Consider the following 24307-nt stretch of genomic DNA (forward strand, 5'->3'; position numbering starts at 1 on the left):
TGGCGGCCCGGCCCGGCGCGCCCCGGCCGGGCCGACTGCACGAGGGGGCCTCCGCGCCAGTCCCGCGGACGCGGGAGGCCTCGCTCCCGATAAGCGGTCTGTGACTCCCAACGTGGTCCGCGGCGCGCCGCGCGCGACCTGAAACACTGCCCCCACTCCGCAGAGGCGGAGAGGGGAGGATCACATGAATCGCAGGGAGTTCCTGAGGTGGACCGCGCTCGGCGGCGCGGCGCTCGCGTTCCGGCCGAGGCTGGCCTGGGCCTTTTCCCAGACGGTGAAGCTGCGCAAGTTCATCCAGCCCTTGCCCGGGCTGGGCGCGGGCGGGATCCCGCTCGCGACGCCGGACCGCGCCTCCATCCCCGGCACCGACCTCTACACCATCGAGGCCGGCGAGTACCGCCACCAGTTCCACCCCGACCTGCCGCCCTCCCGGCTGTGGGGCTACGCCGATCTGAACGGCGTGCACGGCTACCTCGGCGGCCTCATCGTCGCCACGCGGGACCGGCCGGTCCGGCTCCGGGTCCACAACCGGCTGCCGGCGCAGCACCCGCTCCCGGTCGATCGCACCCTCTGCGGCGCCGAGGGCCCGGACAACCGCATCGCGGTCCATCTCCACGGCGGGTTCGTGCCCTGGACCAGCGACGGCGGGCCGACCTCCTGGTTCTCGCCCGGGAACCTGCAGGGCGAGACCTGCCTCAACCGCAACCCCGACGGCTCGGCCGAGTACTACTACCCGAACCAGCAGTCCGCGCGGCTCATGTGGTACCACGACCACGCCATGGGCATCACCCGGCTCAACGCCTACGCCGGGCTGGCCACGGGCTACCTCGTGACCGACGACGTCGAGCAGGGCTTCCTCTCCGGCGGCGCCCTGCCCTCCATCGGCATCCCGCTCGTCCTCCAGGAGAAGACCTTCGTGGACGGCAAGGATCCCAACTACACCTGGGGCCAGGTCGGCGACCTCTGGTACCCGTACCTCTACGAGTGGCAGAGCCCGACCGGCCGCTGGGACTACGCGCCCTTCGCGGAGCCGCCGGGCGCGGTCTCGGGGCCGCTGCCGGTGCCCTCCTGCGTCCCGGAGTTCTTCGCCGACACGCCGGTGGTGAACGGCGCCGCCTACCCCTACCTCGAGGTGCAGCCGCGCCACTACCGGTTCCGGATCCTGAACGGCTCGCAGGCGCGCTTCTACAACCTGCAGCTCTACTACGCCGACGCCAGCGGCGCCGAGGCGAACCTCGGCCGGCCCGGCCCGGCCATGGTCCAGATCGGCACCGAGGGCGGCTTCCTCCCCGCGCCGGTGACGCTCAACGCGCCGCCGCAGCCGATCGGCTTCGACCCGGCCGGCAACGCGGTCCGCTACACGCTCCTGCTCGCGCCGGCCGAGCGGGCCGACATCGTCATCGACTTCTCCAACGTGCCGCCCGGCTCGCGGCTCGTCCTCTACAACGACGCCCCGGCGCCGTTCCCCATGGGCGACCCGCTCAACGACTACTTCACCGGCGACCCCGACCAGACCGCCGCGGGCGGCGCGCCCACCACGAGAGCCGGCTTCGGGCCCAACACCCGCACCCTCCTCCAGTTCCGCGTCCTGCCGCTCCAGGGCGCCCGCGATCCCGCCTCCTACGACGCCATCGCGCGCGGCCTCGTCCCGCTGCCGCCCGTGCCGGCGCTCGATCCCGCCCACGCCAAGGTCCGCGACCTCACGCTCAACGAGGACTTCGACGAGCTGGGCCGGCTCATCCAGCGGCTCGGCACCGCCAGGCAGGCCGGGGTGGACAGCCAGGGGCTGCCGACCTGGGGCCGCAACTACATGGACCCGGCCACCGAGACGCCGCGGGCCGGCGACGTCGAGGTCTGGCGCGTCTTCAACCTCACCGGCGACACCCACCCCGTGCACTTCCACCTCGTCAACGTCCAGGTGCTGTCGCGCCAGCCGTTCGACCCGGGCGCCTGGAACGGGAAGCCGCGCTTCACCGGCCCGGCTCGCCCGCCCGACGCCAACGAGCGGGGCTGGAAGGAGACGGTGCGGATGAACCCCGGCGAGTGCACCACGGTCATCATGCGCTTCGACCTGCCGCAGGTGCCCTTCGCCGTGCCGCAGAGCCCGCGCACCGGCGGCTACGAGTACGTCTGGCACTGCCACATCCTCGAGCACGAGGAGCACGACATGATGCGGCCGCTGGTCGTGACGCCGTGAGGACCGCGTGACGAGGCGGCGCGCGGGCCGGTCGCGTCCGGCCCCGCGCCGCCGCGGCGCCCACCGCTCCGCTCACCGCCCGTCGATCGCGGCGCGCACGCGCGCCAGCAGCTCCTCGGCGGTGAAGGGCTTCGGGACCAGCGGGACGCCGGGCGGGAGGAGCTGGGTCCCGTCGAGCCGGTCGCCGGCGTAGCCCGACATGAAGAGCACCCGCAGGCCGTCGCGCTCGGCGACGAGCGTGCGCGAGAGCTCCCAGCCGTTGCGCTCGGGGAGGAGGACGTCGCTCACGAGGAGCGCGATCGGGCCGGGGTGGCCTCGGGAGGCCGCGAGGGCGGCCGACGGGCTCGCCGCGTCGAGCACCTGGTACCCCGCGCGCTTGAGGGCGCGCCGGGCGATGCCGCGCACCGCGTCGTCGTCCTCGACCAGCAGCACCGTCTCCGAGCCGCGGGTGGACGCCGCCTTCGCGGGCGCGGCCGGCGAGGCCGCCAGCGCCGGGGCGCGGCGCGGGAAGAGCGCGACGAACTCGGTCCCCTGGCCCGGCGCCGAGCGCGCCTGGATGGTCCCGCCGCTCTGGGTGACGAAGCCGTAGACGGTGGCGAGGCCGAGCCCGGTCCCCTTCCCCGGCGGCTTGGTGGTGAAGAAGGGCTCGAAGAGGTGCTCCATCACCTCGGGCGCGATGCCGCCGCCGGTGTCGCGCACCGAGAGCGCCGAGAGCGGCCCGGCCGGCAGCCCCGGCCCGCCCGAGCGTCCGCCGTCGCGCTCGTCCACCGTGAGGGTCAGGCGGCCGCCCCCGGGCATGGCGTCGCGGGCGTTGAGCGCGAGGTTCAGGAGCAGGAGCTCGAGCTGCGCGGGGTCGGCCTCCACCGGGCCCGGCGCGCGCACCTCGACCACCACCTCGATCTCCTCGCCGAGCACGCGCGCCAGCATCTGCTCGAGCGAGCGGACCGCGTCGGCGAGCGTGATGAACCGGGGCGCCAGCCGCTGGCGGCGCGCCAGCGCGAGGAGCTGGCGGGTCAGCGCCGCCGCCCGCTCGCCGGCCGCGACGATGGCGTCGGCGTCGTCGCGCCCGGGGGCGCCGGGCGGGAGCCGCTCCTGCAGGAACCGGCCGCAGGCCAGGATGGCGGTGAGCAGGTTGTTGAAGTCGTGGGCCACGCCGCCCGCGAGCTGGCCGAGGGCCTTCATCTTCTGCCCCTGGCGGAGCTGCTCCTCGAGCTGCTCCCGCTGGCGCGCCAGCGCCTGCAGCGACTCCGCCATCCCGTCGAAGGCGCGCACCAGCTGGCCGAGCTCGTCCTCGCCGGCGCGCAGCCCGCTGCGCGCGCCCTCGTCGCCGCGCGCGATCCGGCCGGCGGCCGCGATGAGCGCCCGGATCCGGCGGACGAGCAGGTGCTCGCCCGCGAGCACCGCGCCGCCGAGCGCGAGCAGCGACACCAGCCCGAGCGCCAGCAGGTTGCGCCGGACCGCCTCGTTGACGTGGCCGTAGATGTCCGCCGAGGGGACGCCCACCACCACCCGCATCGCCAGCTCGCCCACCGAGGTGGCGACCGGCGCCGACGCGTAGATGCGCTCCACGCCGTCCGGGCCGGCGAGATCGAGCGGATCGGTGCGCGCCGCGAGCCGGGCCAGGAGCGCCGGGTCGAAGGGCGTGCCGGCCTGCCCCTGCGCCGCGGGCCGGACGGCGAGCTGCACCCCCTCGCGATCCATGACCGCGACGGTCACGCCGGGCGGGAGCGGCAGCCCCTCGAGCTGCCGCTGCAGCGCGGCCAGGTCGAGGGAGGCGAAGGCGACGGCCGCGAGCTCGCCGCGGTCGCCCCAGACCGGCTGCCCGAAGGGCATGGTGAGGACGCCGCGGAGCCGGGAGACGGTGTAGCCGCCCGAGGCGAACCGGCCGGTCTCGATGGCGCGCCGCATGAAGGCCCGGTCGCCGAGGTTGGTCGGGCGCGCCGCCGGGAAGGCGGTGCAGAACACCTGGCCGCTCGGGAGGACGGCGCCCACGTTGGCGTACGCCGGGGCCGCCTCGAGGAGCGGCGCCAGGGAGGCGTTGCAGGCGGGGGAGCGCGCGCGCACCTCGGCCATGCGGGAGATGGCGAGGAGCAGCCCGTGGATCCCGTCCACCGCCCGCTGCTGCTGCTCGGCCACGAGCAGCGCGCGCGTGTGCGCCGTCTCGCGGGCGTCGCGCAGGAGCCGCTGCCGCTCGCTCCGGGCCGCCTGGAGCTGCAGCGCCAGCGCCGGCACCACCGCGACCAGCACCAGGGCGAGGAGGAGGAGGCGGAGGCTCTTCAGGGAGGCCAGGGCGGGTCCTTTCGAACGCTGCCCCCCATGAAACGCCTTTCGAGGGCCCGGCGCCAGCGCGGCGTGCTCAGCGCACCTTCACGCCCATCGCCAGGCCCTCCTCGGTCGGGAGCATGGTGGCGCGGAGGCGGCCGCCCTTCGCGAGCCGCTCGTTGAAGCGCTTCAGCGCCTCGACGCCCTCGGGCGCGTGGCGCCCCTCGTAGCGCTCCTGCGCCACGCCGCCCCAGCCGAAGGCGTTGTCGGCGAGCACCGTGCCGCCGACGCGGAGGTTCTCCTCCGCCCAGGCGAGGTACTCGGGGTAGCCGGTCTTGTCGGCGTCGATGAAGACCAGGTCGAACGGCCCCTCGCGATCGATCTCGCGCAGCGCGACCCGCGCGTCGCCGACGTGGAGCCGGACCTGCCGCTCGAGCCCGGCCCGGCGGAAGGTCTCGGCGGCCACCTCGGCGGTGGCGGGCTCGCGCTCGAAGGTGTGGAGGAGGCCGCCCTCGCCCATGCCGCGCAGCAGGCAGACGCCGCTGTACCCGCCCAGCGTCCCGATCTCGACCGCCCGCCGCGCCCCCGCGGCGCGCGCCAGCACCTCGAGGTGCAGCCCGTCGAACGGGCCCACCTGGATCGGCCGCAGCCCGGCCGCGACGGTGCGCTCCCGGATCTCGCGCAGGAGCGGGTCCTCCGGCTGGAACACCCGGTCCACCCAGCGCGCCAGCTCCTCGCTGCCCTGCCCGAAGCCCTTCTCGCCCGCCGCGCTCATGGCCGCGCTCCCGATCCTGGCTCGTCGCCGAGCCGCCGCTGCATCTTCGAGAGGATGCGCTCCTCGCGCGCCCCGCGCTGGCCCGGGGGGAGCGCGGCGCCGTAGGCCACCGCCTCGGAGAGCAGGGCGCGCTCGCCGGGGCGATCGCCCTTCCTCGCGAGGATGGAGGCGGCGAGCTCGTAGACCCGGAGCTTGCGCGGGCCGTAGACGCGGGAGAGGGCGCGCCGCGCCGCGTCGAGCGCCTCGTCCTCGCGCCCGAGCTCGCGGTAGAGCAGCGCCAGCCGCGCCGGCGGGTTGTAGTCGGCCGGGAGCGCCTGCTCCGAGGCGAGCAGCGCCGGGACCGCCCGCGCCGGATCCCCCAGGGCGAGCGCCGCCTCCACGCGCGCCGAGTCGAACGCCGCGCGGGCCTCGGGGCCGGGCGCCCGGGCGGCGCGCTCCTCGAGGTAGCGCCACCAGCGCTCGGCCACCGCCCGCGCCCCGGCCGCGTCGCCGCGCGCCTCGCGGGCCGAGGCGAGCTCGCCGTAGAGCCCGGCCACGTCGTCCTCGAGGGCGCCCTTCGCCTCGAGCCCCTCGCGCCCGAGCCGCTCCAGCCGGTCGAGGGCCGCCGCGCGCCAGGGCGCCGACTCGGGGGCCGAGAGCGCGCACGAGAGCGCCAGCGCGGCGGCGTTGGCGAAGCTGCCGTCGCGCGCCAGCCCGGGGAGGAAGGCCTGGCCGTCGCGGGCGCAGCCCTCCCAGTCCTCCACCTCGCTCGCGGCGAGGAGCAGCGCCCCGAGCGCGCGCCCGCGGCCGGCCCACCCCGGCCCGCCGCGGGCGAGCGCCTCGCGGTAGAGCGGGATCGCCTCCGCGACCTGGCGGGCCCCGTGGGCGCGGTCGGCGCGCGCGAGCGCCGCGTCGGCCGGACCGGACCGCGCCGCGGTCTCGGCCCCGAGCCGCACGGCCCGCTCGCCGTCGGCGAGGAGCCGCACCAGATCCCCGTGCCCCGCGCTGCCGAGCCACTTGAGCACGGCGCGCTCCTCGACCGGCTCGATCACGAAGAGCGTCGGCCAGGCGTCCATCGGGAACCGCTCGAGGAAGGGCGCGTTCCCGGGCTTCTCGGTGTCGATGCTGAGCCAGACGAACCGCCCGGCCTGCTTCCGGAGCCTCGGGTCGGTGAAGACCTGGGCCCGCATGAAGCGGCAGGTGTGTCACCAGGGCGCCCAGGCGTCCACGAAGAGCGGGAGCTTGCGCGCCCGCGCGAGCGCCAGCGCCTTCGGGTAGTCGTCCTCGATGAAGGGGAGCGCGGGGCGCGGCGCCGCCCGGGCGCGCGACACGGCGCCGCCGGACGTGGCCGCGGCCGGCGAGAGCGGGGCCGCCGCGGAGAGGGCGGCGAGGAGCGTGGCGGCGGCGAGCCTCATGGTGGCGGGCAATATACCGGCGAAGCGGCGGGGCGTCCGCTCGGAAGCGGACGGACGAGCGGGCCCCGCCCGCCTCGCGCGCCTTGCGCGCGGCGGCGCGAGCGCGTGAGCCGGCGTCACTTGCGGGTGTGGGACCGGGTGCGCAGGTTCGTCGCCACCGCCTGATGAACACCCTGACGACCGAGGTCTCCATGCGCCGCACGCTCCTCGCCCTCCTGCCCGCCCTCGCCGTCGCGTGCGCCGCCTGCGGCGGCCCCGCCTCGGCCGGCGCCGACGCCGGGGTGACCGCGGCCTCCGGCGGGCAACCGCCCGCGGCGCAGCCGATCGGCGCGCCGGCGACGCCCACCCCCTCGGCCGCCGACGCCGGGAGCGGCGCCGCGGCCACCTCGGCGAGCGCCTGGCAGCCGTGCGCCGCCTCGATCGCCGCCGGCCAGGGGATCCGCGCCGTGTCGGGCTCCGGCGCCTCGGACCTCTGGGCCGTCGGGCCGGCGGGGATGGCGCTGCACCGCACCTCGGACGGCTGGACCGCCTACTGCAAGGCCGGCGGGCCGGCGCTCGCCGCCGTCTGGAGCGCGGCGGCGAACGACGCCTGGATGGTGGGCGGCGCGACCGTGCTCCACTGGGACGGCGCGGCGGTCTCGGAGGTGAGCGCGCCGGCGCCGGCCCAGCCGTTCACGGCGGTGTGGGGGCTCGGGCCCGCCGACCTCTGGGCCCTCTCGAGCGCCGAGGTGCTCCACTTCGACGGGCGCGGCTGGACGCGCTCCACCGCGGCCGACATGCGGACCCTCGGGTTCGACTTCGGCGCCTTCCGCGACGTCTGGGGCGCCGGGCCCGGCGAGGTGACCATCGCCGCCGAGCGCGGGGCGCTGCGGTACGACGGCACGGGGTGGTTCGCGAGCCTCGCCGCGCCGGCCGACCAGCTCATCTCGAGCACCTGGTCGGCGGGCCCCGGCGACGGCTGGGCCGCCGGCAAGAACCTCGACGGCGGGAGCGCGCTCTGGCGGTTCAGCGGAAACGCCTGGGCCCAGCAGGCGTTCGTGCAGCGGCCGGTGCTCGACGCGGTGCGCGGCAGCAGCCGGACCGACCTCTGGTTCCTCTCCGGGAGCGACCTGCTCCACTGGGACGGCGCCGCGGTGGCGACCGTGGCGGCGCCGGCCGCGCCGGCGGGGGCGCCCCACGTGCTCGGCCCGGCGGAGATCTACCTCCCGGACGCGCTCGGGATCGCGCGCTGGGACGGCGCGGCCTGGAGCCGGGTGCTCGCCAAGTAGCGGGCGGCCCGAACCGGCCTCCCGCCGCGCGCGCCGGAGGGCGCCGCGCTCACCGGCGCTTCAGCGCGAGCCCCATCGTGAAGCGCGCCACCGGCTCGTCGCCGTACCTCGCGGGGACGGTGGCCAGCACCTCGACCGGCACCACCTCGCGCTCCCCGGACGCCTCGGTGCGCAGGAGCGCGTCCTTCACCTCGCGCCCCTGCCGCATCTCGAAGCGCACGTCGCCGTCGGCGCGCTTCAGGAACTCGGCCTTCACGTCCTTGAAGACGAGCTGCACGCCCCGGTGGCCGCCGAACCAGATGAGCTTCGCCGCGTTCAGGCCGGCGGCGACGTCGGCGCCGGCGCAGAGCGCGCCGAAGTACATCGAGCCGAGGTGGTTGCGCGACCGGAGCCCGAGCGGGATGGAGATGGCGCAGCCCTCCTCGTCGAGCCGCTCCACCCGCGGGCCGAGGAAGAGGAGCACCGGGATGCGGAGCCCGAGCAGCCGGACGAGCGCGGTTTCCTTGAGGAGCACGAGGGACCTCCCGACGGGAGTGTAAGCGGGCGGGGGATCGGCTGCCGCGCCAACGCGCCGGGACGCCGGGTCAGGCCGCCTGGAAGGCCGCCATCCGGTAGCGCCGCGCCACGAGCACGAACAGCACCGTGCAGGCGAGGACCAGGCCGGCGAAGAACGCGAAGTAGGCCGCGCCCTGGAAGCGGTTCAGCTCCGACACCCAGGCCGTGAGGAGGTTGCCGGCGGCGATGGTGAGGAACCAGAGGCTCATCACGGTGCTCTTCATGCTCCGGGGGGCCTGGGTGTAGGCGAGCTCGAGGGCGGTCACCGAGACCAGCACCTCGCCCACGGTGAGGAAGAGGTACTGCACCGCCTGCCAGGCCGCGGGCGGGTGGCCGCCGGCGTCGATGGCGCGCTGCAGGAGCGCCGCGCAGACGAAGGAGAGCGTGGTGCAGACCATCCCCGTCGCGATGCGCCGGAGCGGCGTCGGGTCGAGGCCGCGCCGCTCGAGCCAGGGGAAGACCACCCCGCTGAAGAGCGGGATGATCCCGAGCACCAGGATCGGGTTCATCGCCGAGAGCTGCGACGGCTGCAGCGTCACGCCGCCGAGCCGCAGGTCCAGCGCCCGCGCCTGGATCACCCAGGACGAGCCGTGCTGGTCGAAGAGCGCCCAGAAGCCGAGGAGCGCGGCGAAGAGCCCCATCACGCGCCAGGCGGCGGCGGCGCCGGCCACCGCCTCGGGCGGGTGGCGATCCTCGCGCCCGCGCAGCCGCGAGAGGGTGACGCGCAGGAAGCCGTGCGGGTTGGGACCGGTGGGGGGCACGTGCCGGTAGTGGCGCCGCCCGGCGAGGAAGACGACCAGCGCGAGGGCCATGAGGACGCCGGGGAGCCCGAACGCGACCCGCGGGCCGAAGCGCGCCAGGAGCCAGGGGATGAGCAGGGTCGAGCTGAACGAGCCCATGTTCACCGACCAGTAGAAGAGCGCGTACACCTTCTCGACCAGCTTCTCCTGCCCCTCCCGGAACTGGTCGCCGACGAAGGCGGAGACGCACGGCTTGATCCCGCCCGAGCCCGCGGCGATGAGGGCGAGCCCGGCGTAGAGCCCGGCGCGGCTCTCGAAGAGCGCGATCACGGCGTGTCCCGCCACGTAGCCGAGCGAGAGCCACAGGATCACCGCGTAGCGCCCGAAGAACCGGTCGGCGAGCCACCCGCCGGCGAGCGGCGTGAGGTAGCAGGCCATGACGAAGAGGTGGTAGTTGGCGGCCGCCTCGTGGTCGGGCAGGCCGAGCCAGCCGGCCATGTAGACGGTCAGGATCGAGCGCATCCCGTAGAACGAGAAGCGCTCGCACCCCTCGTTCCCGACGATGTACCGGATCTGCGGCGGGAACCGCTCCGCCGCGCTCACGCCGCCTCCTCGCCGGCCACCGGCCAGTCGGCCCCGCGGTAGCGCCGGGCCACCGCGACGTACCAGAGCGCGCACCCCAGCATCAGCCAGGCGAAGAAGGCGAAGTAGGCGGTGCCGTGGAACCGGTTCGCGGCCGACACCAGCGCGGTGACGAAGTTGCCGAGCCCGATGGCGAAGTACCAGAGCCCCATGATCGTGCTCTTCATGGTGGGCGGGGCCTGCGTGTAGGCGAACTCGAGCGCGGTCACCGAGACCAGCACCTCTCCCATGGAGACGAAGAGGTACTGCGGGACCTGCCAGGCCACGCTCACCGGGATCCCCGCCTCGAGCGCGTGCTCCACCAGCCAGGCCGCCACGAACGAGAGCACGGTGACGAACATGCCGGCCCCCATCTTGCGGAGCGCCGTCACCTGCACCCCGCGCCGCTCCAGCCAGGGGTAGAGCCCGCCGGCGAAGAGCGGGATGAGCGCCATGACGAAGATCGAGTTGAGGAAGGAGACCTGCGAGGAGGCGAGGTGCAGCCCGAGCACCTCGCGGTCCATCCGCTCCGCCTGCAGCACCCACGACGAGCCGTACTGGAAGAAGAGCGCCCAGAAGCCGACGATGGGGGCGAAGATCCCGCAGACGCCGAGCACCGCGCGGGCGCCGGCGATCGCCTCCGGAGGGTGGCGCGTGGCGGCGCGGGAGAGGAGGCCCGCGCCCGGGGCCGCGGGCGCCCCGCGCGCCGCGAGGGCGTCCCGGACCACCGCCAGGAACCCGTGCGGCCGCGGCCCGCTGGGCGCGAGGTACCGGTAGCGCCGGCGCCCCAGCCAGAAGACCAGCAGCGCCACCGCCATGGCGAGCCCCGGCAGCCCGAAGGCGACGCGCGGCCCGACCCGGTCGAGCAGGAGCGGGATGGCGAGCGTGCCCACCGTCGAGCCCAGGTTGATCATCCAGTAGTAGAGGTCGTAGACCTTCTTCAGGAGCCCGCGGTTCTCGCGCGTGAACTGGTCGCCCACGAAGGCCGCGGCGCAGGGCTTGATGCCGCCCGCGCCGACCGCGATGAGCGCCAGGCCGGCGAACAGCCCGGCCGGGCTCTCGAAGGCGGCGATGGTGGCGTGCCCGAGGACGTACGCGAACGAGAGCCAGAAGACGGTCCGGTAGCGCCCCCAGAACCGGTCGGCCACCCAGGCGCCGAGCAGCGGCGTGAGGTACACCGCGGTGCCGAAGAGGTGGTAGGCGGCCTCGGCGCTGCTCTCGCGCAGGAGGAGGTTCCGCACCATGTGGATGGTGAGGACCGAGGTCACGCCGTAATAGGAGAACCGCTCGCAGGCCTCGTTCCAGGCGAGGAACTTGATCTGCGGCGGGAAGCGCTGCGGGCGGTCGATCGCGCTCGGCTCGGCCATGTGCCGGGCAGAATGCCACACTCGCTGGCGGGCCGGGCGCCGCGCGGTTATCTCCGGCCGCATGCCGGTGACGCGGCTCGGACCCTGCGAGGCCTGCCACCTCCTCGCGCGCGGCGAGGTCGACCTCGTGGACGTGCGCGAGCTGCGCGAGTGGCTCGGCGGCCGGATCCCCGGCGCGCGCCTGGTGCCGCTCGGCCGGCTCGTCGCCGATCCGCGCGCCCACTGCCACCGCGACGGCATCCTCTTCGTGTGCGCCCACGGGGTCCGCAGCCTCGAGGCGGCGGCGGTGGCCGAGGGCGCCGGCTTCTCGCAGGTCTACAGCCTCGACGGCGGGCTCGCGGCCTGGACGGCGGAGGGGTTCCCGGTCGAGCGCGGGTGAGGAGGTCCCGGTTCAGCCGCGGAGCGCGGCCCACGCCAGGGCCGCCCACCCGGCGAGGAAGCAGACGCCGCCGAGCGGGGTGATCGCCCCGAGGCCGCGGACGCCGGTGAGCGCGAGCGCGTAGAGGCTCCCGGTGAAGACGAGCGTGCCGGCGACGAAGAGCCACCCGCCCGCGACGGCGGCGCCCCCGGGCCAGCGCGTCGCGGCCCAGGCCGCCGCGAAGAGGCCGAGCGCGTGGTACATCTGGTACCGGGCGCCGGTCTCGAAGACGGCGAGCAGGTCGGGAGCGAGGCGCGCCTTGAGCGCGTGGGCGCCGAAGGCCCCGGCCGCCACCGAGACGAGCGCGGAGAGGGCGCCGAGCGCGAAGAAGAGCCGGTCCATCCCCCGGACGTTAATGGGAACGGCATGGACTGGCGAACGAAGAAGTGCGTCCCGTGCGAGGGCGGCGTGCCGGCCATCCCGGCGGAGCGGGCCGCGGCGCTGCTCGGCACGCTCGACGGCTGGTCGCTGCGCGACGGGAAGCTCTGGAAGCAGCTCCGCTTCCGCGACTTCCGCGAGGCGATCCGGTTCGTGGACGCCGCGGCGGAGGTGGCCGAGGCGGAGGGGCACCACCCCGACCTCTCCCTGCACGACTACCGGCTCCTCGACGTGACGCTCTCGACCCACGCCATCGGCGGGCTCTCCGAGAACGACTTCATCCTCGCGGCGAAGCTCGACGCCCTGCCCCGCTGAACGAACCGCGAGCCTCCGGCCCCCCGCCGGGTTAGCATTCCGGGGTGAGCCGCACCGTCCACCTCGCGATCTTCCTCTCGATCTTCGTCGCCGTCCTCGGCGGCATCCACTTCTACCTCTGGGCGCGGCTGGTGAGGGACACCGGCCTGCCCGGCCCCTGGAGGAGGACGCTCACCGGGCTCCTGGTCCTCGCGGCGGCGAGCCTGCCCCTCACCCTGATCGCGCTGCGCGCCACCCCGCGGCTGGCGCGCGCCCTCGCGGCGCCGGTCTTCTTCTGGCTCGGCCTCTCCTTCATCCTGCTGGTCGCGCTCGCGGTGGGCGACCTCGCCCGGCTGGTCGCCGCGGCGGCCTCCTCCCTCGCCGGCCAGGGCGGCCTGCCGGAGGACCCGGCCCGCCGGCTCTTCCTCGGCCGCGCGCTCGCCGGCGGCGCGGTGCTGGTCTCGGGCGGTTGCGCCGCCGCCGGCACGCACAGCGCGCTCGGCGACCCGATGATCCACGAGGTCGCGGTGGCGCTGCCGCGGCTGCCCCCGGCGCTCTCGGGCTTCACCCTCGCGCAGCTCTCCGACCTGCACGCCGGCCCCACCATCGGCGAGCGCGAGATCCGCCGGATGGCCGAGCGCACCCGCGCCCTCCGCCCCGACGCCGTGGTGATCACGGGCGACCTCGTGGACGGGAGCGTCGCCGACCTGGCGCGCGCGGTGGCGCCGCTCGCCGACCTCGGCGCGCCGCACGGGACCTGGTTCGTCACCGGCAACCACGAGTACTACTCCGGCGCCGAGGAGTGGCTCGCGGCGCTCCGCCGGATGGGCATCCGCGTCCTCGCGAACGAGCGGGTGGCGCTCGGCGACGCCGGCCCGGGCGGCGCCCGCTTCGACCTCGCCGGCACGCACGACTGGGCCTCGGGCCCCTTCGGCCACGGTCCGGACCTCGACGCCGCCCTCGCCGGCCGCGATCCCGAGCGCGCCCTGGTCCTCCTGCAGCACCAGCCGCGCGGCATGGGCGAGGCGGTGCGCCGCGGCGTGGGGCTGCAGCTCTCCGGCCACACCCACGGCGGCCAGATCGTGCCCTTCAACCTGCTCGTCCGCGCCGCCTACCCCTACGTCGCCGGGCTCTACCGGCACGAGGAGGCGGGCGCGTCCGGGCAGATCTTCGTCTCGCGCGGCGCCGGCTTCTGGGGGCCGCCCATCCGGCTCGGCGCGCCCGCCGAGATCGCCAAGATCGTGCTCACGCCGGCGTGAGGCCGGGCCGCGCCGCCGCCCCCGCTCACGCGGCCGGCAGCAGCGCCCGCACGATCTCCGGCAGCCGCTCGGAGGCGCTCCCGCGGGCGAAGAAGCCGCGGCCGCTCCGCTCCGCCAGCTCGGCGAACGGGTTCGGCTCGGGGTTCACGTCCACGAGCGCGATCTGCCGCCGGAAGGCGAGCTGGCCGATCTGCATGGGCAGGTTGGTCGCGCCGCTCGTGCCGACCACCAGGAGCAGGTCGGCGGACCAGGCGGCGCCCAGCGCCGTGTCCATCCGGTAGTGCTCCTCGTCGTAGCACTCGTCGAACCAGAGCACGTGCGGGCGCAGCCAGCCGCCGCAGCGCGGGCAGGCGAGCCGCGCGCGGTCGGCCGCGGTGAACGGGTCCGCGGCCCCGCGCCGGCCCATGTCGGGCAGCGGCAGGAGCCCGGGGCAGCCCTGGGCGCAGCGCACCCAGGCGGCGTCCCCGTGGATGCAGCAGGTGCGGGCCTCGGACGAGCCGGCGCGCCGGTGCAGGCCGTCGATGTTCTGGGTGACGAGCGTGAAGCGGTCGCCGAGCCCGCGCTCGAGGGCGACGAGGGCGCGGTGCCCCTCGTTCGGCAGGGCGTCCTTGCAGACGCCGAACCGGTAGAGGTACCAGCGCCAGACCTCGTCCGGCGCGCGCTCGAACATCTCGAGCGTGGCCATCTCCTGCGGCATGTAGTTCCGGGAGCCGACCACCCAGTAGCCCTCCGCGCCGCGGAAGGTGGGGATGCCGCTCTCGGCGGAGATGCCGGCGCCGGTGAGGACCACGACGCGGCCGCGGCGCGCGCGCACCGGCTCGAGGACCGACTGCAGGGCAGGTTCCATCACCGCCCCATTCTAGGGGCAGGGCGGACGCGGCGCCGGGGACCGGGCGGGCGCTACCGGCGCGACAGCGCCTGCGCCACCTCGGCCGGCGTGACGACCTTCTTGTCGAGGAGCAGCCGGATCAGCCCCGCCGCGAGCCGCTGCGGCGACAGGATGGCGGGGTCCACCGGCTCGCCGCGGGCGAGCTTCAGCACCGCCTCGACGAGGAGCTGCTCGCCCGGGGCGAGCGGCCGGCCCGCGGGAGGCTCCGCCGGCGCGAGCTCGCTCACGTCGAGGATCTCGTCCTCGTCGAACAGGTCGAGCGGCGGGCGGGCGCCCACGCCGGCCGGGGGCGGCGCGAGCCGGGCGGGCGGCGGCGGCGCGGCGCGCACCGGCGCGGGAGCGGGCGCGGGCCGGGCGAACGCGGCCGGTGGGGTGACGGCGCGCGGCGCGGGCGCGGGTGGAGCCGGGGCGCGCGCCGGGGGCGCCGGCGGGCGCGGCGCGGGGGCCGCCGCGGGCGGCTGGCGCGCCATCTCGTCGAAGAAGCTCTGGAGCGAGCCGAAGGGATCGGTGGTCGTCTCCATCTGGAGGGGGGCCGGCTCCGGATCGGTCTCGAGCGTGATGGGCTCGACCGTCCGCTCCGCCTCCTCCTCGGCGTAGTAGAAGCGCCGGATGGCGTCGTAGACCTCGCGGTCGCCCGCGAGCGCCACCTTGATCCGCTTGCCGGTCCGGAACGAGAGCTCGTCCACCGCGGCGATGTTGGAGGGGTCGCTCATCGCGATGGAGAGGCTGCCCGTGTCCACCGCGAACGGCAGGAAGGTATGGCGCGTGGCGAGGTCGCGCGAGACGAGGGCCAGGGCGGCGTCGAGGGCCGGGCTCGGCCGCAGGTCGCGCAGGTTGACCACCTCGTAGCCGAACCGCCGCGCGAGCGCCTCGACGATGTGCGCCTCGGTGGTCATCTTCATGTCCACGAGGGACTGACCGAGCTTCCCGCCCCAACGCCGCTGGTGGCCGAGGGCGGCCTTGAGCTGCGTGTCGTCGATGACCCCGGCTTCGATCAACATCTCGCCGAGACGTTTCTTCGGGGGCGGGCTCATTTGGGTTCTCTCTGGAAATCCTACAGCGGCGCTCGACCCTGGTCGAGTCGAGCGAACGGGTCAATCGGCTGGCGACCGCGCACCCGATCGGGCCGCCCGGAGCCACTCATGCATCGAGCGGGCCTGGCTATTGCCCCGCGGAATCGGCCCGGGTGGCGATGGCGAGCCGCGACAGCCCGTGGCGCCGCGCCAGATCCATGACGGCCACCACCTTGCCGTGGGCGACGCCCTGGTCGGCCTGCACCAGCACGAGCGTGTCGGGGTTCTGCTTCGCCGCCTCGTCGAGGAGCCCCGAGAGCGCCGACTCGTCCACCACCTTGCCGGCGACCACCGTGCGCCCGTCCTCGAGCACCGCGATGGCGAGGTCGTGCACCTCCTGCACCGCGTCGCTGCGGCCGCCCTTCGGCAGGTTCACCTTGAGGCCGCCGTTCTGCCCGCCCTGCTCCGCGATGGCGGTGGTGGTGACCATGAAGATGATGAGCAGCACGAGGAAGATGTCGGTGAGCGGCGTGATGTTGATGTCGGCGAAGATGCCGCCGCCCTCGCCGCCCTCGGCGTCGTCGCCGCCGCCCGGACCGCTCACGGCCATGGCAGGGACTCCTTCACGATCTCGAGGTACTCCTCGGTGAGGAGGCGCATCTGCAGCGAGAGCTTCTGCACGTGCGTGTTGAGGAAGTTGAAGACCACCACCGCCTCGATGGCGACCGCGATGCCGCCGGCGGTGGTGATGAGCGCCTCCGAGATGCCGGCGGCGACGACGCTGAAGCCGCCCGCCCCGGTGACGCCCATCTGGTGGAAGGCGCGCATGATGCCGACCACGGTGCCGAAGAGGCCGATGAAGGGGGCGGTGGCGCCGATGGTGCCGAGGATCCAGAGCCGGGCCCGGAGCTTCACGTTGAGCTGCTGCCGCTCCCGCTCGACCGCCGCCGCGACCTTCTCCGGGGTCGGCCGGGCCCGCGCCGGGGGCGCCGCCGGGGCGCCGGCCGCGGGGGCGGGCGCGGTCACCAGGGCGGCGAGGAACACCTCGGCGGCGGGCGAGCCGGAGCGCTCGCACTGGGCGCGGGCGTCGTCGAGGTCGCCCCGGAAGAGCGCGCGCGTGACGGCGTCGGCGAGCCCCCGCGCCTTCTCCACGAAGCGCCAGAGGGCGATGCCGCGCTCCAGGCCCACGGCCACCGCCGCCACCGAGCAGAGCCCGATGAGCCACATGGCGACGCCGCCGGTCTTCAGGACGGTGAGGAAGTCGAGGTTCACTTCAGCGCTGCTCCTGGCCGCTCCCGAGCTCGACCACCCGCGCGCCCTTCGGCGGGTTCATCTCGAAGAGCTTCGGATCGACGCGGCCGTTGATGTCGAGGTCCTCGCCCCACGTCAGCTCCACCGTGGAGCGCGCGGAGGGGGCGATGAGCTTCAGCTCCAGAGGGAATACCACGCCGGCGCGGTGGCGGCGCAGGTTGAGGTCGAGGTCGTAGGCCGGCGCGTCCTCCACCTCGCGGCCGGCGGCATCGCGGCCGAGGCGGCGGACGCGGGAGGAGCTGATGGCCGCGAGCTCGCCGACCTGGAGCCGCTGCCCGACCGCCCCCTGCGCGAGGGTGAGCAGGAGGGAGCCGTCGCCCGGCTGCACCGAGACCGGCCGGCCGGGCAGGATGGGGGCCGAGCCGCACAGGATCGTGACGAGCTCCTCGACCGGGAGGAGCACCGGCAGGAACCGCGAGACGTTCTCCGGCGTCGCCTCGCCGCGGTAGAGCACGTGCTCGCGGGCGTCGTAGAGCGCGAAGCGGCCGCCGCTCGCGACGAGCACCGCCGCGACGTTGCCGAAGAAGTCGAGGGTCTCGAGGTGGAGCCGGTCCGGCTTCTCCGCCGCCACGAACTCCTGCAGGCCGCCCGGCACCTTCATGCCGGGCGCGTCGATGCGCACCCGCGCGCTCCCCTGCACGCTGCGCACCTTGTCCTGCGTCGCCCGCACCGCGGCGAGCAGCGCCGCCGGGTCCTGCGACAGGTCGGGGGGCGGCGGCGCCCGCCGCGCGCAGGCCGCCGCGGCGAGGAGGAGCGCGGCGAGGAGCGGCCGCCTCACGCCCGCTCCAGCGCCTGCAGGAGATCGGCGACGAGATCCTCGGGATCCTCGAGCCCCACCGAGAGGCGCAGGGTTCCCCGGTCGATGCCGGCCGCCGCCAGCTCGGCGTGGGTGGCGTGCCGGTGCGAGGAGATGACCGGGATGGAGGCGAGGCTCTCGACGCCCCCGAGCGAGCTCGCGCGCGCCACGATCCGGAGCGCGTCGTGCACGCGGCAGATGGCCTCGTAGCCGCCCTTGGCGCTGAAGGCGAGCACGCCGCCGCCGCCCCGCAAGAGCCGCTTCGCGAGCGCGTGGTCGGGGTGGGAGGGGAGCATCGGGTACGAGACCCGGGCCACCTTGGGGTGGCCCTCGAGGGCGCGGGCCACCTGCAGCGCGGTCTCGTTCTGGCGCAGCACCCGGACCTCGAGCGTCTTCACGCCGCGGACGAGGTCGTAGGCGACGGCCGGGTCGAGGTTGGCGCCGGTGGAGCGGCGCACCTTCTCCACCTCGGCCACGAGCGCCTTCCCGCCCGCGACGACGCCGGCGAGGTGGTCCGAGTGGCCGTTCAGGTACTTGGTGGCGCTGTGGAGCACGAGGTCCACGCCGTAGGAGAGCGGCCGGAGGTTCACCGGCGTCGCGAAGGTGGCGTCGAGGATCGAGGTGAGGCCGCGGCGCCGGCAGGCGTTGGCGACCGCCGGGACGTCGGCCACCCGCGCCATCGGGTTGGCCGGCGTCTCGAAGAGGAGCGCCCGCGCGTTCGAGGGCGCCTCCTCCACGGCCTGCGCGAGCCCGGCGATGGGCGCGCTCCGCACCTCGACGCCGAACTTCGCGAGCACGTCGCGGCAGAGCCGCAGGCTCTCGCCGTAGAGCGCGTCGGAGACGAGGAGCAGGTCGCCCTGCTTCAGCACCGCGAGCAGCGCGGCGGTGACGGCGGCCATGCCGGAGGCGAAGCAGAGCGCCGCCTCGGCCCCCTCGAGCGCGGCGAGCTTCCGCTCCGCGGCGAGGACGGTCGGGTTCTCGAGCCGGCTGTAGAGCCACTTGCCGCGCGGGTCGTCGAGGTAGGCCTCCGCCGCGGCCGCGTCGGCGAAGCGGTAGGTGGTGCTGAGGTAGACGGGGACGTTGACGGAGGGGACCTCGAGCACCTCGTCCTCGCCGGCGTGGACGGCGAGGGTGCCGAGCTTCTGGGTGTTCATCTGGGACGTGACCTCTCGTGCTTCCTTCAGAAGAGCCGATCCGCCCGCTTGCGCAGGGCGGCGGCGAGGCGCCGGGACAGCGCGTTCTCCGGCGCGACCGCGGGGGCGCGGCCGGGCTCGGAGCCCGAGACCTCCGCCAGGAGCCGGTCGAAGAGCGCGCGGTCCTGGAGGAGGACCGCGAGCCGCTCGGCCTCGCGCACCCGGGTGAGTTGATAGTCCGGCGCCAGCGCGAGCGCCCGCTCGAAGTGCGCCCGCGCCTTCGCCGCGCCCCCGCCCACGGCGGAGGGCAGGCCGGCGAGGAGGTCGCCGAGGACGCGGCGCGGACCGGCGTGGTCCACCGTCTCGTCGAGGGCCACGGCGCGGCCGAGGCCGGCGAGCACCGCGTCGCGCACGGCGAGCACGGCGGCGAAGCCGCGGGCGCGCGCGGCCTCGAGGCTGGCGTAGGAGAGCCAGTAGAGCGCCTCGGCGCCGGGGGCCTTCACCGCCGCGAGCGCCTTCTCGGGCGGCTCGCCGCCGTCCACCGCCGCCGCGAAGGCCGGGTCCTGGGCCCGCAGCGCGCGCTCCGCCGCGCGCGCGGCGGCGTCGCAGGCGCCGGGGGTCTCGGCGGGCGCCGCGAGGGCGAGGAGCATCCAGGCGCGCGCGAGCGGGAGCTCGGCGCGGGGATCCCCGGGCCGCTCGGCGGCGGCGTCGCCGTAGGCGCGGATGGCCTCGCGCAGGAGCCCCTCGTCGGCGCGCCCGGCGAAGGCGCGATCGCCGCGCGCGAGCGCCTCGGCGAAGCGGTCGGGCGCGGGCTCCTGGCCGCCCCTCCCCGGCCCTCCCCGCCCGGCGGGGAGGGTGGACCCCGGGGTCGGCGCGGGGGCTGTTGCCGCGGAGGCTGCTGCCGCGGGCTGCGGCGCCTCGCCGTCGGTCCCCTCCCCCGCGCCGCGGGGGAGGGCGAGGGAGGGAGTGGCCGCGACGAGCCAGGCGGCCCCCGCGGCCGCCAGCGCGGCGCGACGCGACCTCGCGGCCATCCGCTCCCTCAGCGCCTCTTCCTCGCGGACGGCTTCTTGCCGGGCGCGCTGCGGCCGGCCCGCGAGGCCGGCTTGAGCGGCGGCAGGGAGCGGGCCGGCTTGGGGCTCGCCGGGTGCGGCTTCGGCTTGCCGTGCGCGCTCGGGCGCGGCGGGGACTTGGCGGCCGGGCGGGCCGGCGGCTTCGAGGGCCTCGCGGCCTTCTTCGGCGCGGGCCGCGCCGCCACCGCCTTCGCGAGCCCCGGCGTCTTCGCGACCGGACCCGCCTTCGCCGGCGGAGCGGGGCGCGCCTTCGCGGCCGGACCCGGCTTCGCGACCGCCGCCGGCTTCGCGGCCGGAGCCGGCTTCGCCGCCGGGACGGGCTTCGCCGCCTGGACCTTCGGGGCCGCGGCCGGCTTCGCCGCGACCACCGGCCTCGCGGGGAAGGCCGGCTTCGACACGGCGGCGGGCCTGGCGGGGGCGGGCGCCTTGGCGGGCGGGCCGGCCTTCGGCGAAGGCCTCGCGACCGCGGACGGGGTCGGGGCCGGCTTCGCCGCGGGGGCGGGCGCCGGGGCCGGCTTGCGCGGCGGCGGGTGCAGCTTCGCGAGCCGCGCCGCCTCCTCGGCCTCGGTGACCACGAGCGGCGGCTGGCCGGCGTGCTGCCGGGCGTCGTCGTCGGCGTTGTAGTAGAGCTGCGCCGTGACCTGCCCGCGGAGCACGAGCTCGCCGCGCTGGTTCTCCACCCAGACCTCGAGGTCGGCGAGGTAGGTGCCCGGCTCGCCGAAGCGGCGCTCCACCACCTTGCCGCGGCAGGTGAGCACGTCGCCCGGCCAGACGATCTTCACGAAGCGGGCGCTGAAGCGGCGCAGGCGCGCGGCCCGCAGCCAGTCCACCACCAGCTCGCCGACGAAGCCCATCGCCAGCATCCCCGGCACGATGACGCTCGGGAACCCGGCGTTGCGGGCGTGCGGCTCGTCGATGGAGAGCGGGTTGAACTCGCCGGTCGCGCCGGCGTACCGCGCGCTCTGGATCCGGTCGATGGGCGGCTTCACGAGGGGCGGCAGCTCGTCGCCGACCTTCACCGCCTCGAAGTAGAGCTGTCGCGCGAGCAGGCTCATCCGTTCACCCTCGCCGGAGCACGAGCGTCTGCCGGGCCCGGAACAGCAGCGCCCCGCTCGCGTCGCGCCCCTCGTCCTCGATCACCAGCAGCTCCGCCGGACCGCTCGGCCCCGGCCGCTCCGAGACCTCGGCCACCCGGCTGCGCACCGTCACCCGGTCGCCCGCCACGAGCGGCCGGCCGTACTCGAACGACTGCTCGCCGTGCAGGAACGAGCCGGGGTCGAGCCCGAGCGACTGCCGGAAGCGGTCGTTCCCGGCCAGCACCGACGGGAAGGTGGGCGGGGTGGCGAGCGCCGCGAAGCCGGCCGACCGGGCCGCCGCCTCGTCCTCGTAGATGGGGTTCTGATCGCCGATCGCCTCGGCGAAGCGGCGGATCGCGCCGCGCTCCACCTCGACCGTGACCGGCTCGCTCTCCCGGCCGACGAGTGACCTGTCGAGCATCCGCGTTCTCCTCTCCCGGACGGCTAGCGGCCGGAGGGAAGGTCCAGCACCGTGACCAGGCCGCGCAGCTCGCCGATGGCGGTCGCGGCGTTCACCACCAGCCAGGCTGTCGCCTGGTCGCCGGCGAGCCCGCCCGGGATCTGCACCTTCACCGGCGGGTCGGCGTCGAGCTCCACCTCGTCGCGCGGCTCCTCCGCCCCGACGGCGATGGTCACGTCGAGCCGCACCACCTCGCGGCCGTCCACGAAGCCGGTCGCCACCTGGCGCATCCCGGCCACCTGCCCCTTCTTCACCGGCACGGCCGAGTCGTGGTCGCGGTCGGCGAGGATGGGCTCGATCTCCTCCTCCACCTCGTCGAGCTCCATGCCGCACCCGAGCGCCGCCAGCGCCGCCGACTCGGCGAGGCCGATGTGGCCGAGGTCGCCCCGATCCACCGCGGCCTCGAAGACCTCCTCGGTGAGGCTCGCGCCCACCTTGCGCTGCAGCGCGGGGCGGCGCTTCGCCGCGTCCACCACGCGCAGGCCGCGGATGTGGCGCACCGGCCCGGCGACCTGGGAGAGGAAGGCGGGCAGGCGGTCGAGGGCGAAGCCCGGGTTCACGCCCACGCCGAGGACGCCGAGGTCCTTCTTGAGGCAGAGCCGGTCGAGCGCGTCGGCCTCGTCCTTGAACCGGAGCCAGGGGAAGGCGAGCTCCTCGCAGGTGGAGACCACCGAGAGCCCCGCCGCGAGCGCCTGCTCGATCTGCGGCACCACGTCCTGGAAGGAGGAGGTGGTGGCCTGCAGCATCACCCCGCCGCGCGCCGCCGCGAAGGCCTTGGAGGGCTCGGCGTAGACCGGCACGTTGGGGCACGGGACGCCGAGCAGGGCCTCGAGCTTCTGGCTGTGGAGCGCCGGCGCGCGGTCCACCGCGGCGACCAGCCGCAGGTCCGGCCCGGCGAGCACTGCGCGGGCGATGGCCCGGCCGATGTCGCCCAGGCCCATCACCACCACCGGGATACCGCCGCGATCGGCCAAGGGCTTCCTCCTCCGAGTGAAACTGCGCGTGACTCGGGGTTTATAATCGAGCCCGGCGGCCGGACCAAGCTCAGAGGATCCGGGCGCCCCGGACCGCGCGGCTCAGCCGCGGATCAGCCCTTCGAGGTACTCGCGGGCCGCCGGGTCGCTCCAGTTGCAGGCGTCCGGCACGTAGGCGATCAGCCGGCCCCGGGCATCCACCAGATAAGACTCAGGGAACTGGAAGTTCTTGGGGCAAGCCCCCCGCGCGGCGCAGAAGTAGGCCTGGGTCGCCGAACCGTCGACATCGCGGGCCACGAGCACCCCCGGGGGACCCGCCTGGGCGAAGAACTGCTGCACCGCCTCCCAGCTGTCGTCCACCGAGATGGCGAGCAGCTTGAACCTGCCCGGGTAGCGGGCCTCGAGGTCGCGCCCGAGCCGGACGAGGCCCGGCAGCTCCTCCCGGCAGGGGGGGCACCAGGTGGCCCAGAAGTGGACCAGGGTCACCTGCCCCTTCACGTCGACCAGGGAGACCGGCGCGCCCGTTGCCGCCTGGACCCGGAACGGCGGGGCCGGCAGGTCGGTCGCCAGCATCCCGAGCTGCGCCGGGACCGGGGGCGCCTTGGGCGCCCGCGTCTGCGCCACCATCCAGCCCGCCACCGCCGCCACGAAGAGCCCCACCGCCCCGGCGGCGAGCCACAGGCCCCGCCGGCCGGCCGGCGCGCCCGACTGCGCCTTCGCCGCTCCGTTCTCGCTCATGCGGCCCTTCTACCGCGATGAGCGACCTTGCCGCCAGACGGCGGACGGGCGACCATTCGAGCGAATGCGCGGGCTCATGGGCCACTTCGCGGTGATGCCGCTCCTCGAGGTGCTCGAGCTCCTCCTCCGGCGCGAGCTCACCGGCACGCTCACCTGCGAGCGCGGCACGGTCCGCAAGACCATCTACGTGGAGCGCGGGCTCGCGCTGGGGGCCGCCTCCAACGATCCCCGCGAGTACCTCGGCCAGCTCCTCATGAACTTCGGCCACCTCACCGAGGAGCAGCTCACCAAGGCCTTCTCCACGCAGGAGGAGACGCACGTCCGGCTCGGGAAGGTGCTCACGCTCGCGGGGGTGGTCACGCCGGAGGTGGTGAAGCAGGTGCTCGCGCTCAAGATCCGCGAGACCCTGCTCGACGCGCTGGTGTGGGACTCGGGCGTGTTCCAGGTGGACGCCGCCCCGCCGCCCCCGCGCGAGGAGCTCGACGCGGCGGTCCCGCTGGCGGAGGTGATCCGCGAGGCCGACTTCCGCGCCACCGCCTGGCGCGCCTTCCGCAGCGTCTTCCCCTCCGGGACCCTCTCGCTCGAGGTGGACGAGCAGAAGACGGCGCGCGCCGGCGAGCTCGAGCGCCGGCTCGTGCAACTCGCGCGCGAGCGGCGGACCATCGACGAGATCGGGCTCGCCCTCCACGCCACCGACTTCCACCTCTACCAGCGGCTCTACGCGCTCCACCGCCAGGGGCTGCTGCGCCCGGCCCGCGCCGAGGACGCGGCGCCCGCCGCCGGCACCTCCCCGACCCCCGAGCCGCGCGTGGCGAGCGACCTCGTGAAGGACGGGCGGGCCCACCTCGCCGCCGGTCGCGCGGCCCGCGCCGAGGAGGCGGCGGTCCGGGCGCTGTCGCAGGACCCGCAGGACCCGCTCGCGCGCGCTCTCCTGGCCGAGGCGACCGAGGCGCTCGCGGCCGACCTGCGCCCCCGCTTCCTCGACCCGCCCCGCACCCCCTCCCTCAAGGTGCGCGCCCAGGACCTCGCGCTGATGCGGCTCCCGGCGGCCGAGAAGTACCTCCTCTCCCGCTGCGACGGCACCCGCGACCTCCGCCAGATCGTCCAGCTCGCGCCCATCCCCGAGCTCGAGATCCTGAAGGCGATGCAGAAGTTCGTGGAGGGCCGGATCGTGTCGCTCGCCTGAGGAGCGTTCGGCTGATCCTGGCGCGTTCGCAGGGAGCGGCCCGGACCCGGGTCCTGCCCCACCCTCCCGGCACGCCGGGCTCGGGCCCGCAAACGTCCGATTTCACGCGACCCGGCGCGGCGGCGGCCGGGCG

General features: G+C 75.7%; 25 protein-coding genes. 6 read left to right on the top strand and 19 right to left on the bottom strand.

Translation table 11 applies throughout. The features are described from left to right. Positions 1-184 precede the first annotated feature (184 nt). On the top strand, positions 185-2197 hold the full coding sequence (locus AMPC_RS12575; RefSeq protein ID WP_248341476.1) for a multicopper oxidase family protein: 2013 nt from the start codon (positions 185-187) through the stop codon (positions 2195-2197). Positions 2198-2269: 72 nt separating this feature from the next. On the opposite strand, the gene AMPC_RS12580 is transcribed toward AMPC_RS12575, so the two are convergent. From AMPC_RS12580 to AMPC_RS12595, 4 genes are all read right to left on the bottom strand, one after another. After that, the gene (locus AMPC_RS12580) at positions 2270-4444 is read right to left on the bottom strand and encodes an ATP-binding protein (RefSeq protein WP_248341485.1); all 2175 of its coding nucleotides are present in this window, start codon (positions 4442-4444) and stop codon (positions 2270-2272) included. A 109-nt stretch (positions 4445-4553) separates the two neighbouring features. Beyond that, on the bottom strand, positions 4554-5234 hold the full coding sequence (locus tag AMPC_RS12585) for an O-methyltransferase (protein WP_248341486.1): 681 nt from the start codon (positions 5232-5234) through the stop codon (positions 4554-4556). Next, entirely contained in the window at positions 5231-6403 is a 1173-nt protein-coding gene (locus AMPC_RS12590; protein ID WP_248341487.1) for a hypothetical protein, read from the bottom strand. The genes AMPC_RS12585 and AMPC_RS12590 overlap by 4 nt, the downstream gene beginning before the upstream one ends. Positions 6404-6418: 15 nt before the next feature. Further along, the gene (locus AMPC_RS12595; protein ID WP_248341488.1) at positions 6419-6628 is read right to left on the bottom strand and encodes a hypothetical protein; all 210 of its coding nucleotides are present in this window, start codon (positions 6626-6628) and stop codon (positions 6419-6421) included. A gap of 164 nt (positions 6629-6792) precedes the next feature. Between AMPC_RS12595 and AMPC_RS12600 the strand changes: the two genes are divergently transcribed. After that, a complete protein-coding gene (locus AMPC_RS12600; RefSeq protein ID WP_248341489.1) occupies positions 6793-7896 on the top strand; it encodes a hypothetical protein in 1104 nt (367 codons plus the stop codon). Between the two features lie 49 nt (positions 7897-7945). On the opposite strand, the gene AMPC_RS12605 is transcribed toward AMPC_RS12600, so the two are convergent. From AMPC_RS12605 to AMPC_RS12615, 3 genes are all read right to left on the bottom strand, one after another. Beyond that, positions 7946-8410, bottom strand: coding sequence for a DUF4442 domain-containing protein (locus AMPC_RS12605; protein ID WP_248341490.1), 465 nt, complete (start codon positions 8408-8410; stop codon positions 7946-7948). Between the two features lie 70 nt (positions 8411-8480). Beyond that, complete coding sequence (locus tag AMPC_RS12610; RefSeq protein ID WP_248341491.1) at positions 8481-9794, bottom strand: POT family MFS transporter; 1314 nt, start codon at positions 9792-9794, stop codon at positions 8481-8483. Further along, complete coding sequence (locus AMPC_RS12615) at positions 9791-11179, bottom strand: POT family MFS transporter (RefSeq protein WP_248341492.1); 1389 nt, start codon at positions 11177-11179, stop codon at positions 9791-9793. The genes AMPC_RS12610 and AMPC_RS12615 overlap by 4 nt, the downstream gene beginning before the upstream one ends. A gap of 61 nt (positions 11180-11240) precedes the next feature. Between AMPC_RS12615 and AMPC_RS12620 the strand changes: the two genes are divergently transcribed. Further along, positions 11241-11558 carry a rhodanese-like domain-containing protein gene (locus AMPC_RS12620; RefSeq protein ID WP_248341493.1) on the top strand — a complete coding sequence of 106 codons (318 nt, stop codon included), beginning with the start codon at positions 11241-11243 and terminating at the stop codon, positions 11556-11558. A 12-nt stretch (positions 11559-11570) separates the two neighbouring features. On the opposite strand, the gene AMPC_RS12625 is transcribed toward AMPC_RS12620, so the two are convergent. After that, on the bottom strand, positions 11571-11939 hold the full coding sequence (locus AMPC_RS12625) for a DUF423 domain-containing protein (RefSeq protein ID WP_248341494.1): 369 nt from the start codon (positions 11937-11939) through the stop codon (positions 11571-11573). Between the two features lie 24 nt (positions 11940-11963). Here AMPC_RS12625 and AMPC_RS12630 point away from each other — a divergent pair, with 24 nt between their 5' ends. Together AMPC_RS12630 and AMPC_RS12635 are read left to right on the top strand one after the other, a co-directional pair. Then, positions 11964-12290, top strand: a complete 327-nt coding sequence (locus tag AMPC_RS12630) for a 4a-hydroxytetrahydrobiopterin dehydratase (RefSeq protein ID WP_248341495.1) — start codon at positions 11964-11966, stop codon at positions 12288-12290. A 44-nt stretch (positions 12291-12334) separates the two neighbouring features. Then, entirely contained in the window at positions 12335-13528 is a 1194-nt protein-coding gene (locus AMPC_RS12635; RefSeq protein WP_248341496.1) for a metallophosphoesterase, read from the top strand. A gap of 25 nt (positions 13529-13553) precedes the next feature. Here AMPC_RS12635 and AMPC_RS12640 read toward each other — a convergent pair whose 3' ends face one another. The 11 genes from AMPC_RS12640 to AMPC_RS12690 form a co-directional block, all read right to left on the bottom strand. Next, on the bottom strand, positions 13554-14375 hold the full coding sequence (locus tag AMPC_RS12640; RefSeq protein ID WP_248341497.1) for an SIR2 family NAD-dependent protein deacylase: 822 nt from the start codon (positions 14373-14375) through the stop codon (positions 13554-13556). Between the two features lie 53 nt (positions 14376-14428). Beyond that, a complete protein-coding gene (locus AMPC_RS12645) occupies positions 14429-15418 on the bottom strand; it encodes a GspE/PulE/PilB domain-containing protein (protein ID WP_248341498.1) in 990 nt (329 codons plus the stop codon). 160 nt (positions 15419-15578) lie between these two features. Next, positions 15579-16040 carry an ExbD/TolR family protein gene (locus AMPC_RS12650; RefSeq protein ID WP_248341499.1) on the bottom strand — a complete coding sequence of 154 codons (462 nt, stop codon included), beginning with the start codon at positions 16038-16040 and terminating at the stop codon, positions 15579-15581. Beyond that, positions 16031-16702, bottom strand: coding sequence for a MotA/TolQ/ExbB proton channel family protein (locus AMPC_RS12655; RefSeq protein ID WP_248341500.1), 672 nt, complete (start codon positions 16700-16702; stop codon positions 16031-16033). Before AMPC_RS12655 ends, AMPC_RS12650 begins: the two co-directional genes overlap by 10 nt. A 1-nt stretch (position 16703) precedes the next feature. After that, positions 16704-17519, bottom strand: coding sequence for a DUF4292 domain-containing protein (locus AMPC_RS12660; RefSeq protein ID WP_248341501.1), 816 nt, complete (start codon positions 17517-17519; stop codon positions 16704-16706). Then, entirely contained in the window at positions 17516-18691 is a 1176-nt protein-coding gene (locus AMPC_RS12665) for a trans-sulfuration enzyme family protein (RefSeq protein ID WP_248341502.1), read from the bottom strand. Before AMPC_RS12665 ends, AMPC_RS12660 begins: the two co-directional genes overlap by 4 nt. 26 nt (positions 18692-18717) lie before the next feature. Further along, positions 18718-19701, bottom strand: coding sequence for a TRAP transporter TatT component family protein (locus AMPC_RS12670; RefSeq protein WP_248341503.1), 984 nt, complete (start codon positions 19699-19701; stop codon positions 18718-18720). 8 nt (positions 19702-19709) lie between these two features. Continuing rightward, the gene (locus tag AMPC_RS12675; RefSeq protein WP_248341504.1) at positions 19710-20795 is read right to left on the bottom strand and encodes a MaoC/PaaZ C-terminal domain-containing protein; all 1086 of its coding nucleotides are present in this window, start codon (positions 20793-20795) and stop codon (positions 19710-19712) included. Between the two features lie 4 nt (positions 20796-20799). Then, positions 20800-21237, bottom strand: a complete 438-nt coding sequence (locus AMPC_RS12680) for a MaoC family dehydratase N-terminal domain-containing protein (RefSeq protein WP_248341505.1) — start codon at positions 21235-21237, stop codon at positions 20800-20802. A 23-nt stretch (positions 21238-21260) separates the two neighbouring features. Next, on the bottom strand, positions 21261-22217 hold the full coding sequence (locus tag AMPC_RS12685; protein WP_248346312.1) for a dihydrodipicolinate reductase: 957 nt from the start codon (positions 22215-22217) through the stop codon (positions 21261-21263). Between the two features lie 135 nt (positions 22218-22352). Beyond that, a complete protein-coding gene (locus tag AMPC_RS12690) occupies positions 22353-22988 on the bottom strand; it encodes a TlpA family protein disulfide reductase (protein WP_248341506.1) in 636 nt (211 codons plus the stop codon). Between the two features lie 64 nt (positions 22989-23052). On the opposite strand from AMPC_RS12690, the gene AMPC_RS12695 reads away from it, so the two are divergent. Further along, positions 23053-24174, top strand: coding sequence for a DUF4388 domain-containing protein (locus AMPC_RS12695; RefSeq protein ID WP_248341507.1), 1122 nt, complete (start codon positions 23053-23055; stop codon positions 24172-24174). Positions 24175-24307 lie beyond the last annotated feature (133 nt).

The sequence above is a fragment of the Anaeromyxobacter paludicola genome, assembly GCF_023169965.1.
GTDB classification, from domain to species: Bacteria; Myxococcota; Myxococcia; order Myxococcales; family Anaeromyxobacteraceae; genus Anaeromyxobacter_B; species Anaeromyxobacter_B paludicola.